The sequence below is a fragment of the Streptomyces sp. NPDC093085 genome, from assembly GCF_040683935.1.
Lineage (GTDB): Bacteria > Actinomycetota > Actinomycetes > Streptomycetales > Streptomycetaceae > Streptomyces.
Window position 1 is genome coordinate 26,187 of the sequence record NZ_JBFBFB010000005.1, and the last position, 11,114, is coordinate 37,300.

General features: G+C 70.8%; 8 protein-coding genes. 5 read left to right on the plus strand and 3 right to left on the minus strand.

Annotated elements, in window-relative coordinates:
- Positions 1-9 precede the first annotated feature (9 nt).
- Positions 10-1,194 (plus strand): NlpC/P60 family protein, encoded by a 1,185-nt coding sequence (locus AB0O07_RS16645; RefSeq protein WP_365633207.1) that lies wholly within the window; start codon positions 10-12, stop codon positions 1,192-1,194.
- An 85-nt stretch (positions 1,195-1,279) separates the two neighbouring features.
- Here the strand turns inward: AB0O07_RS16645 and AB0O07_RS16650 are convergent, their stop codons facing one another.
- On the minus strand, positions 1,280-3,244 hold the full coding sequence (locus AB0O07_RS16650) for an MFS transporter (RefSeq protein WP_365633210.1): 1,965 nt from the start codon (positions 3,242-3,244) through the stop codon (positions 1,280-1,282).
- A 554-nt stretch (positions 3,245-3,798) separates the two neighbouring features.
- Complete coding sequence (locus AB0O07_RS16655) at positions 3,799-4,200, minus strand: MerR family transcriptional regulator (RefSeq protein WP_365633213.1); 402 nt, start codon at positions 4,198-4,200, stop codon at positions 3,799-3,801.
- 61 nt (positions 4,201-4,261) lie between these two features.
- Here AB0O07_RS16655 and AB0O07_RS16660 point away from each other — a divergent pair, with 61 nt between their 5' ends.
- A complete protein-coding gene (locus AB0O07_RS16660) occupies positions 4,262-5,368 on the plus strand; it encodes an alkene reductase (RefSeq protein ID WP_365633216.1) in 1,107 nt (368 codons plus the stop codon).
- 178 nt (positions 5,369-5,546) lie between these two features.
- Here AB0O07_RS16660 and AB0O07_RS16665 read toward each other — a convergent pair whose 3' ends face one another.
- On the minus strand, positions 5,547-7,631 hold the full coding sequence (locus AB0O07_RS16665) for a D-alanyl-D-alanine carboxypeptidase (protein ID WP_365633219.1): 2,085 nt from the start codon (positions 7,629-7,631) through the stop codon (positions 5,547-5,549).
- A 459-nt stretch (positions 7,632-8,090) separates the two neighbouring features.
- Here AB0O07_RS16665 and AB0O07_RS16670 point away from each other — a divergent pair, with 459 nt between their 5' ends.
- The 3 genes from AB0O07_RS16670 (at position 8,091) to AB0O07_RS16680 (ending at position 10,814) form a co-directional block, all read left to right on the plus strand.
- Positions 8,091-8,837 (plus strand): GPP34 family phosphoprotein, encoded by a 747-nt coding sequence (locus AB0O07_RS16670; protein WP_365633222.1) that lies wholly within the window; start codon positions 8,091-8,093, stop codon positions 8,835-8,837.
- A 658-nt stretch (positions 8,838-9,495) separates the two neighbouring features.
- On the plus strand, positions 9,496-10,353 hold the full coding sequence (locus AB0O07_RS16675) for a helix-turn-helix transcriptional regulator (RefSeq protein ID WP_365633225.1): 858 nt from the start codon (positions 9,496-9,498) through the stop codon (positions 10,351-10,353).
- A gap of 251 nt (positions 10,354-10,604) precedes the next feature.
- A complete protein-coding gene (locus AB0O07_RS16680; RefSeq protein ID WP_365633228.1) occupies positions 10,605-10,814 on the plus strand; it encodes a DUF397 domain-containing protein in 210 nt (69 codons plus the stop codon).
- Positions 10,815-11,114 lie beyond the last annotated feature (300 nt).

The following is an 11,114-nucleotide window of genomic DNA, read 5'->3' on the forward strand; positions in this document are numbered from 1 at the left end:
CGATACGTCATGAGTGCCAGTACGCAGCCCGCCGATACGCACCCCACGGGGCCGGGCCCCGCCGGAGCCACACCGCCCGGTACGCCGCCCGGTACGCCGCCCGGTCCGGGTTCCTCCGGCCCGCAGCCCAAGAAGAAGAAACGGGGCCGCCCGTTCCTGCACGCCACCACGGTCCTCGCGCTGCTCGCCGGCAGCGCCTACCTCACCGTGGAGCTCCGCAAGGACGAGCAGGCCAAGGCGCCCGCCGTCCAGGCCATCACGGACACGCCGGGCAAGCTGGAGAACGGCGGCAAGGAGACCGGCGAGCAGACCTGGGAGCGGCTGAAGAGCCCGGCCCGCTCGGTGCTGCGCGGCAGCGACGGCGACATCCTGGCGACCTTCACCGACGGCGCGCGCACCGCCACCCTCACCGGCCCCAGCCGCACCTTCAGCGAGCCGACCAACACCAAGTCCCGCATCGTCACGGAGGACTGGGTACGGCTGATGCCGGAGGCGTGGAAGGAGGGCGCCGAGAAGGAGAAGTGGTTCAAGGACTGGTTCAAGGAGTTCTACGGCAGCGAGGAGGACGACATCTTCGCGTTCGCCTTCCAGTACATCGAGGGCGCGCCGGTCAAGAAGGACGAGGAGGGCGTCTCGTACGCGGGCGACGCCGACTTCGGCCCGGTCAACGAGAGCGTCGCCGGGGACCGCCTGGAGCAGTCCGACTTCTACGACTACCTCGGCATCCCGTACACCTTCCGCGACGGCACCACCATGCAGCCGCAGAAGGACCGTTACCGCGCCATCGACTGCTCGGGCTTCGTGCGGACCGTCTACGGCTACCGCGCCCGCTACCCGCTGATGGCGACCGACAAGGTCGGCGACGGACTGCCGCGCACCGCCAACGGCATGACGCGCTCGAAGGTCGGCGTGGACATCTACAAGCTGCACGGCCCCGAGCCGCGCTACACCCGCCCCGACTCGACCAGCAAGCTGCAACCGGGCGACCTGATCTTCTTCTGGATGGACAAGCGGACCGGCAACCGGCTGGACCACGCGGGGATCTACCTGGGCACCGACACGGACGGCCACCAGATCTTCATCTCCAGCCGCAAGGAGGTCAACGGCCCGACCATGGGCGACCAGGGCGGGACCTCCCGGCTCGACGGGAACGGCTTCTACGCGGCCCTGTTCCGCGCGGCGAAGCGCCTCTGAGGGCGACGCGCTTCTGGCAGTCGAGCCAGTCGAGCCAGTCGAGCCAGTGAAAACCGCCCGCCCCTAAGGGTCACCCCTCTACGGGTCACCCCGTAGGGGCGGGCGGCTTCAGTTCGTCCGGGCACTCCGTGCCGCGCGGGAGGTTGTACGGGGCCGCCAGCCGGTAGACCCCGGCGCGCGGCGCGAGGAGTTCGGTCCACTCGTCGCCCTGGGCGGTCGGGACGCTCCGGAAGAGGCAGCCGTGAAGGTTGGTGAAGGACTTGGGACTCTCCGGGTCGGCCTGGGACGCGGTGGTCTCCTGCGGCGGCAGCACCCGCTTGCCGTCCTCGCCGACGAGGGCGAGCCACGGCGAGTACGGGATCCTGACCCGCACCTGGCCCGGCGCGTCGACCCGGAGCGTCACCTCCTCGGCGCCCGCGCGCACCACGGTGGCGGGCGGGTCGGCGAGCGGCTTCGGGTTCTCGACGGCGAAGAGCCGCCAGTTCTCGTCGCTCCACAGGGGGGTGAGGTAGGGCAGGCCCTGCTGGACGAGTTCGGCCTCCTGGGCGGCGCCGTTGTCGAACCGGCCCGCGGGGAGCACCACGTAGTCGACGGCCCAGCGGTCCAGCCAGTCCCGGTAGGACGCGGCGGTGAGGGTGTCGTCGTAGAAGAGCGGGTTGCGCTCCATGTCGGCCTGGCGGTTCCACCCCCGGGCGAGGTTGACGTACGGGGTGAGCGCTGACGACTCGCGGTGGCTGCTGGCGGGCACCACCTCGATCCGCCCCTTGTCGGCGCCCCGTACCTGCAACTCGTTGACGAGCGGCGCCAGTTCACGGGCCCAGGAGGCGGTGGGGGCGGTCCGTACGATGTCGTCGACGCCCTTGAAGCCGATCCAGAAGTTCAGCCCGGCGAAGGCGAGGAGCAGGGCGTACCAGCGGCGGCTGCGCGGCACCGCGTACGGCAGGGCGGCGAGCAGCACCACCCCGCCGACGATCATCACGAGCCGGGAGACGTTGGAGCCGATCTGCGAGTCGATCACATACGTGAGCAGCACGCCGGAGCCGTAGACGGCGGTGGCGACCCGGACCGTACGCCAGTCGCGAGGCACGAGGACGAAGACGAGGACGGAGAAGAGGAAGGGCAGCGAGGCGGTACCGACGGACATCGGCTGGGTGCCGGAGAACGGGAAGAGCCAGGCGGAGAGCGCCACGACCGCCGCCGGCGCGAGCCCGAGCGCATAGGCACCCGGGCGGCGCTTGTTGAGGAAGAGCGCGGCGGCCACGACCCCGAGGAAGAGCCCCGCGACCGGGCTGGCGGCGGTGGCGAGCGCGGCGAGCGGCGCGGCGGCGACGCCCTTGAGCCACCGCTTGTACCGCCAGCGGTGCGGCCAGCAGAAGACGGCGGCGACGGCGCCGAGCGCGAAGAGCGTGCCGAGCCCGTAGGTGACGCGCCCGGAGAGCGCGTTGCAGAGGAACGCGAAGACCCCGGCGAGCGAACACGCCACAGGGTTACGGACGGCCGGCACGCGGACCAGGATCAGCGCGAGCAGCGCGGCGGAGGCGGTCCCGGCCAGCATCATGGTCGACCGGACGCCGAGGACGGACATCAGATAGGGCGAGACGACGCTGTACGAGACGGGGTGCATCCCGCCGTACCAGGCGAGGTTGTACGCGGAATCCGGATGCCGCCCGACGAACTCGGCCCAGGCGTCCTGGGCGGCGATGTCACCACCGCTGTTCGCGAAGAAGAAGAACCAGAGGAGATGAACGGCGGCGGCGAAGAGGGTGGTGAGAAGTACCGGGTGACGCCTGGCCCATCCCCGGACGCCTGGGGGCGGGGGCGGGGGCGCGGGCGGGGTTGCGGCCGGGGTGACCGGCGCGGTCGCGTCCGGGGACGGGGTGACGGGCGCGGTCGCGTCCGGGGTCCCGGGCGGGCTTCCATCTGAGGTCCCGCCTGGGGCCGGGGGCTCTTCCGGGGCCGGGGTGACGGGCGAGGTGGCGTCCGGGGCCGGGGGGCCGCCTGGGGTCCCTTCTGCCGCCGGGGTCCCGGTCGGGGTGACGGGCTCGGTCACGGTCGCGTCCGGGGCCGGGGGTCCGTCCGGAGTCGCCTCCTCCGGGGGACCGCCCGGAGGCAGGTGTATTCGCGGCTCAGCGGATTCACCGGCACCGGCGGCGCTCTCGCTGTCGGCGCGCACCGGCTCAACGCTCGTCACTGCGGCTCCCCACGTCGTCCCGTCCCACCGTCGCGCGACCGGGCGGTGCCCAACAGATGTCCGTTTCGCGACGCTAGCACGACGAGGACGTCACAGGCGCCGGGCATTCCGCACCTCGGCGGCGAGGGCGCGGACGCGCTCCGGCGGCGGCGCACCGGGATGGCGTACGGGTACGGGCGGCCCGCCGATGAGGGCACGCCGCACGTCCTCCTCCCCGGCCTGGTCAAACACGTGGCCGGCGTCGAGGCCAGGTACTTCGGCGAGGGCTTCGCCGGCCGTCCCCGGAACCGCTGCCCCGGTTGCAGGCCGCCCGATCGGCCGCATCGGTCAAGGCATAGAAGACTGTCCCGCGTGACGTGATGTCCGAGCGGCATGATGCCGGCCGGGCGAAACCTGCCACGTGAGACGTCCTCTCAGGACTGCGAAACCGGGCCCGTCTCCTGACGCTTCTTCTGGCGCGGCGCGGCGGCGCTGTCGATGATGGCGTCCAGCAGGCCGCGGGAGCGTTGCAGGTCCTCGATCATCCGGTCTATGCGGGCCCGCTCCACCGTCAGCTCGCTCACCAGGAACTCGTCGGCCGTCTCGGCCGGACCGCCGTCGCTGTCGCGCATGCAGGGCAGCAGCTTGGAGATCTTCGAGCTGCACAGGCCGGCGGCGTACAGCTCCTGGATCCGCCGCACCCGGGCCACCGCCGCCTCGGCATACTCCCGGTGTCCGCCCGGGGTCCGCTGGGCCGACAGCAGGCCCTCCTGCTCGTAGTAGCGCAACGAGCGCCCACTGACGCCGGTGCGCCGGGACAGCTCGCCGATTCGCATGACGCAGATCACATCATTTCCGCTTGATTCTCACATGGATGTCAACTTCTACGGTAGCCGCATGACGCACGGAACGACGACCTCCCCCCTCCTGGACCCCGCCCTCCTCGGCCGCCACAAGCTGGCCAACCGCCTGGTCATCGCCCCCATGACCCGCAACCGCGCCGAGAGCGACGGCACGCCCACCCCGCTGATGGCCGAGTACTACGCCCAGCGCGCCACCGCCGGGGCCATCATCGCCGAGGCCTCCACGCCGAACGCGGTCGGCCGGACCTACCCGAACATCACCGCCCTGCACACAGACGCCCACACCGCCGGATGGCGCCGGGTCACCAAGGCCGTCCAGGCCGCCGGCGGAGGCCCGATGTTCCTCCAGCTCCAGCACGGCGGACGCGTCGGCCACCCCGACAACAGCGGCCTCACCCCGATCGCCCCCTCGCCGGTCCCGCTGCCCGAGCCCATCCACACCCCGGCCGGGCTCCAGGCTGCGGTCACTCCGCGCGCGATGACGTCCGCCGACATCCGGCAGACCATCAGCGACTTCGCCGCCGCCGCCCGCCGCGCCGTCGACGCGGGATTCGCCGGGGTCGAGGTGCACAGCGCCAACGGCTACCTGCTCCACCAGTTCCTCGCGCCCAACACCAACCAGCGCACCGACGCCTACGGCGGCGGCATCGGGAACCGTATCCGCTTCACCACCGAGGTCGTCGACGCGGTCATCGACGCCATCGGCGCGGAGCGCACCGGCCTGCGCATCTCCCCCGGGAACACCGTCAACGGCATCACCGACACCGACGCCGACGAGCTGTACCCCGCCCTGGTGCAGGCCAACGAAGGCAAGCAGTTGGCCTACCTCCACCTCGCCTTCGCCGACCCCGCGCAGCCGCTCTTCGCCCGGCTGCGTGAGATCTGGACCGGCACCCTGATCGCCAACCCGGTCCTGCCCGCCGAACAGATCCCCGCCGACGGCGGACGGCAAGCCGCCGAACACCTCCTGGCCGCGGGCGCCGACCTCATCGCACTGGGCCGTCCCTTCCTGGCCAACCCCGACCTGGTCCAGCGGCTCCGTACCGGCGCCCCGGTCAACGCGGTCCGCGCCAAGTACGCGATGTACACCGGCGGACCCACCGGCTACACCGACTACCCCGCCCTGCGCGCCCACGACTGACTTGCGCCTGGCCGGCGATCTTTGAGGACGAAGAGCCGCTCCGGGCCCGCTGCGCGGCAGTACGGGCGTAGCGGCAGTACGGGCGTACGGCAAATACGGCGAGTACGGCAGTGGCCCCGGTGTGCGCTGGCGCGTGCACCGGGGCCACTTGTCGGCGTATTGGCCGGATCGGGGTGGGTCAGCCGATGCGGGTCAGTTTCGCGCCGAAGCCCGGTTCGGCCAGGTCGTTCTGGAGGGCTACGGGGGCGGTGACCTTGCCCGGGCCCTCGCCTACGGTGAGTTGGCCGACCACGGTGCCCGCCTTCGCGGTGTGCGGGAGGGGCTTGCCGCCGTCCGTCAGCTTCACGGAGACCTTCAGCCCGGACCAGCCGGCCGCCTTCAGGTCCTTGGTGGAGACGACGGGGGCCCGTCCGCCGAGGCCGTCGTCCACGTACCCGACGACGGTGCCCTTCTTCACGACCGTCTTCGATTCGAGGAGTTCCTGGGCCGCGACCATGGCGTCCTTGCTGACCGCGTTGACCGTGTCGATGATCGCCGGCTTGTGCTGGCCGAGGACGGCTCCGACGATGTACTGGTCCGTGCCGTCGACTTCCTGCTTCGCCGCGAAGAGGAGGCTGCCGCCGGCCGTGGTGGTGGTGCCGGTCTTGATGCCGATCGCGCCGTTGTAGGGGACCAGCGTGTTGTAGTTCCGCCACTCCTTGCCGGACGGGTCGGTCCAGCTCGGCAGCTTGGTGATCTCCATCAGGGCCGGCATCTTGACGAGTTCGATGCCCAGCTTCACCTGGTCCGCCGCGGTGGAGACGGTGGTGGCGTCCAGCCCCGACGGGTCGGTGTACGTGGTGTTGGTCATGCCGAGTTCCTTGGCGGCGGCGTTCATCTTCTTGACGAACTCCGCCTCGGAACCGGCGTCCCAGCGGGCGAGCAGCCGGGCCACGTTGTTCGCCGACGGGATCATGAGGGCGCTGAGAGCGTCCTTCTGGGAGAGCTTGTCGCCCTCCTTGATGGTGTTCAGCGTCGACTCGTTGGCCGTCTGGTCGTAACCGCCCTCCTTCTCCGCCTTGGCATCGACGGGGATGGTGGCGCCGTCGGAGCCCACCTTCATCGGGTGGTCCTTCATGATCAGGTAAGCCGTCATCGACTTGGTGACGCTGGCGATCGGGGCCGGCTTCTCCTCGCCGAAGCTGTCCATCGTGCCGAGGCCGACCACGGCCATCTGGCCCTGGCCCTCGCCGGGCCACGGCAGCGAGGGCTTTCCGCCCTCGAAGGTGTACTCGGAGTCGGCCGTGAGCGCGAGGGTGGGGGCGGGGAGCGGCCGTACGGTCTGGACGACCGCGAAGATGATCGCCACGAGCGCGATCAGCGGGGTCCAGATCTTGACCCGGCGGACCATCGTACGGACCGGGGTCTCGGGCGGCGCGGGCTTGTTGGTCAGCTCGGCGAGCAGGTCGAGCGGGGGCATCGGCGGCAGCGGCTGCTGCCGGGTCCGCTCGGCCTCGGGGATCCCCGACGGGGCTGGCGGGGGCGGCGAGGTGGGGAGGACGGGCTTGGCGGGGGTGGTGGGTGAGGCGGTGGGGGGCGCCGACGGCGTCGCGGGCTTGGCGGGCTGCTTCGCGGACGGGGCGGGGAGGTCGTCACGGCGGAGGGGTACGAAGGTGCTCGTACGCTCCGACGGGGACTCGGCGCCCTTCCCGGCACCGTCCTCGGCCGCCTCCTTCTTCTCCGCCTTCTCCCCCTTCTCCCCCTTGCTGTCGTCCAGCGACTTGGGGCGCGTGAGCGCGGTGGTCGGCTGGTCGGTGGAGGGCTTCGGGAGCGTCCTGAAGACGGCGGTCGCGGTGTCGACGGGCGTCTGCTCGGGCTCCGTCTTCGCGGACTCCGCCTGCGCGGACGGCTCGGACTTCGCGGGCTGCTCCGGCTTCGCGGGCTGCTCGGACTTCCCCGACTCGGCCTTCTTCGCGGGCTGTTGGGGGGTGGAGCCCTCGTCGGAGTCCTTGCCGGAGTCCTTGCCGGAGTCCTTGCCGGGGTGCTTCTCCTGCTCCTTCTCGGGCGCGGGGGCGGGCGCCGACTGGGCGGGCTCCTCCGCCTTCCCGGCGCCCCGGGGGGCGTCCGAGGCCGCCTCCGGCGGCTCAGGTGTCCCGGCGGCCTCAGAGGGCCCCTCAGGCGCCCTCTCGGGCTTCGCCCCGGCCTCCCCCTCGGTCTTACCCTGGGCCTTCTTCTCGGCCTTCTTCTCGTTCTCGGGCGCCCGTGCGGCGCCCTTCAGCGTCATGGTCCGGTTGTCGACCGCTATACGGTCGCCGTCCGCGTCCCCGGAGCCCTCCTCCGGGGAGCCCTCCGCGCCGTTCGCGGTCGCAACCTTCGTGGAGACCCCGGAGGATCCAGAGGATCCCGAGGACCCGGAGGCCCCGGATGCCTCGGAGGACCCGGAACCGGACTCCGATGCGCGGAAGACCGCAAGCCTCGGGTCACGCTCGCCGGGAGCCGTCTCCCCCGACGACTTAAGCTGATCCGACTTACCGGGGGACTCGCCCGCCACCGTGTCTCCTTCAGTTCTCATCCGACGTATCGCACTGTCCGAAGCATCTATCAGTGTCCTGCTCTGAGACCTCGGCCCACGTGCTAGACGAGAACGACATACATAACGGTTCCCATACAAAACACCCAGGCACTCTCGACAGACCATTGTGAGAGGGGTCACCCTGTCATTCATCCACGCGGGGAGGCATGGATGGGCAGGAGCCGCAGAACAATTCCGGAGGAGCTTCTGTTGCTCGCTCTGGACCCGGCCACGGGTACCACAGCGCAGCCGCAGTCGCTCGACCTCGGCCTGGCCGGAGCACAGCTAGTAGAGCTGGCTCTGGCAGGCCGGATAGCCCCTGACGGGGATCGTATCGCCGTGGTGATGCCACGGCCGACCGGAGATCCGACTCTGGACTCCGCACTGGAGCTGTTGCGCAGACGCGGCAGCCCGGTTCGGGCCGTCCACTGGATCGGCGGGCCCCGGCTGGGGCTGCGCCAGACCTATCTCTCGCATCTGGAGCGGTGCGGCATGGTGCATGCCGTCGCGGGCCAGATGTGCGGGGTGCTGCCGACGACTCGCTATCAGGCGACGGACACGGCGATCAGCCGGGAGATCAGGGCCCGGCTGGACAGCGCGATCCGTACCGGCGTTCCGCCGGACCCACGGACCGCGGCGCTCGCCGCGCTGGCCCATGCGGTCGGCCTCGGCAAGCACCTCTACCCGGGGAACGAGGGGCGCTCTTCGCGCTCCCGGCTCCGGGACCTGATCAGGCACGACCCGATGGGCGGTCTCGTGGCGCACGCCGTGATGGACGTCCAGAACGGGGTGGGCGCGCCGGCCCGCCGCAACCCGGCCCAGAGCGCCCCCAGCGCTCCGCCCGCCGGGACCCGGCAGGTCGGTGGTGTGCCCATGCAGCCGCAGCGCGGTGGCATGGCGCGCGTTCCGGCTCACTGAGCACGGACCCGCCGGCAGCGGTACCGCCGGTGCCACCGCCGGCGGTGGCACCACATGCACGACCTCAGCAGCACCGCCAGCACTGCCAGCACCGCCGAGCACCATCCCAGCACCACCCTCAGCACCACCTCAGCAGTCCGCCGCGCCGAAGTCCCCAGACCCGGTTCGGGAGCCGCACAGGACGCGCGGGGCAGCCAGCACCACCGGCTGCCCCGCGCGTCGCGCTGTCGGTCGTGCCACCGGTCGCGCCGTCGGTCGTGGCACCGGTCGTGCCATCGGCCGCGGCCGGTACGCGGCCGGTCACGTATCGGTTGCGTACCGGCCCGGTCGGGTATCGGCCACTCGGCGCCGCCCCGCCCCGGCGGCCCCGTACGACCGGCGCCCCGCAAGGGGCCTCAGCGCCCCGGAGAGGCCCGATCCGCCCCGCCGGGCCGCTCGGGACGCTCCCGGCGCCCGCACCGGCGCCAGGGCGCGGGCAGGGGCGTGCGGGCCGGTGTGCAGAACGGCTCAATCACCTCTGTCGCCATTTCCCAGCGCGGGCGGGGCCTTTGGTGGCAGTCTGCTGAGCAGTAGATACGTACAGCTACAACCAGCCAGAACAGCCAAAGTACAGCCCCAGTACAGCCAGAACAGCCATACAGCCGGAGGTGCAGTTCCCGTGGCGTCCAACGTCAACCCCACCGTCAGGCGACGCAGATTGGGCCAGGAGTTGCGCCGGCTTCGCGAACTCAAGGGCATGACGGCCGAGGAGGTCGCCGAGCGGCTGCTGGTCTCCCAGTCGAAGATCAGCCGGCTGGAGAACGGCCGGCGGTCGATCAGCCAGCGCGATGTGCGGGATCTCTGCGGGGTCTACGAGGTCGAGGACCGCCGGATCGTCGACTCGCTTATGCAAATGGCCAAGGACTCCCGCCAGCAGGGCTGGTGGCACGCCTTCGGCGACATCCCGTACTCCGTCTACATCGGCCTGGAGACGGACGCCGCCTCGCTCCGCGTCTTCGAGCCGCAGGTGGTCCCCGGGCTGCTCCAGACCCGTCCGTACGCCGAGGCGCTGATCAACGGGGCGCTGCCGGAGTCCGCCGTACCGGATGTGGAGAAGCGGGTCGGCGTACGGCTGCGGCGCCAGGACCGGATCAGCGCGCCGGAGGACCCGCTGCGGCTCTGGGCCGTGGTCGACGAGGCGGCGCTGCGCCGGGTCGTCGGCAACCGGCAGATCATGCGGGAGCAGCTCGAACACCTGGTGGAGCAGTCGCGGCTGCCCCATGTGACGGTGCAGGTACTGCCTTTCGACATGGGGGCGCACCCGGGGATCACCGGGCATTACGCGATCCTCGAATTCCCGGACTCGTCGGATTCCAGCGTGGTCTACATCGAGGGCGTGACGAGCGATCTCTATCTGGAGAAGGCCAATGACGTACAGCGGTACAGCGTGATGTACGAACACCTGCGCGCGCAGGCGCTCAACGCCGATCAGACCCGGCAGTACATCGCCGATATCGCGAAGGGGTACGCCCGCTGAGCCACGCGGGGAGGGTGGTGGCGGGGGCGCGGCCGGCACGTCCATCACGTCCGGAAATGACGGGCTGATCCACTTTTACACGGAGAGGCGGAGGAAGTATACAACCGAACAACCCTCAACCGTAAGGCTATTCGGTCATAGACCATCCGGACGAGTGAACGCGCATACCGCTCGTCACGCGAGGCGAGTAGCGTCGATCTTGCCAGCAGGAGTTGGCGCTATTCCCCCTCACATGTTGAACCGGAGCGAATATGGCAATCCTTCAGGGCGCTACGGACACGTGGACGAAGTCCTCGTACTCCGGCGGAAACGGCGCGTGCGTAGAGGTCAAGTCCCCGGTCGTCCAGGCCATTTCCGTGCGGGACTCGAAGGCCCCCGAGGGCCCTTCGATCTCCTTCGTCTCCCGCTCATGGAACACCTTCGTGCGGGAAATGGGCGCGGACGCCGACGGCCTCGCCTGAGTCCGCCGCTCCACAACGCGTCGACGCACCACAGGCACCACAGGCACTGCCCGCACCACAGGCAGTACAAGCACCACAGGCAGTACAAGCACCACACGCACGACAGACAGAGCCCTCTCGACCGGTCCGCCGTCCTGGCCGAGGGGGCTCGGCCGTGCCCGGCCGCGCGGGACCCGCATCCCGCGCGGCCGTTCGCCGTTCCGCGCTGTTCCGCGCTGTTCCGCGCCGTTCCGTGTCACGAGTCCGATGAGCCCACTGACGAAGTACTCGCTCATCGTGTGTGCGCCATCCCGCGTACGA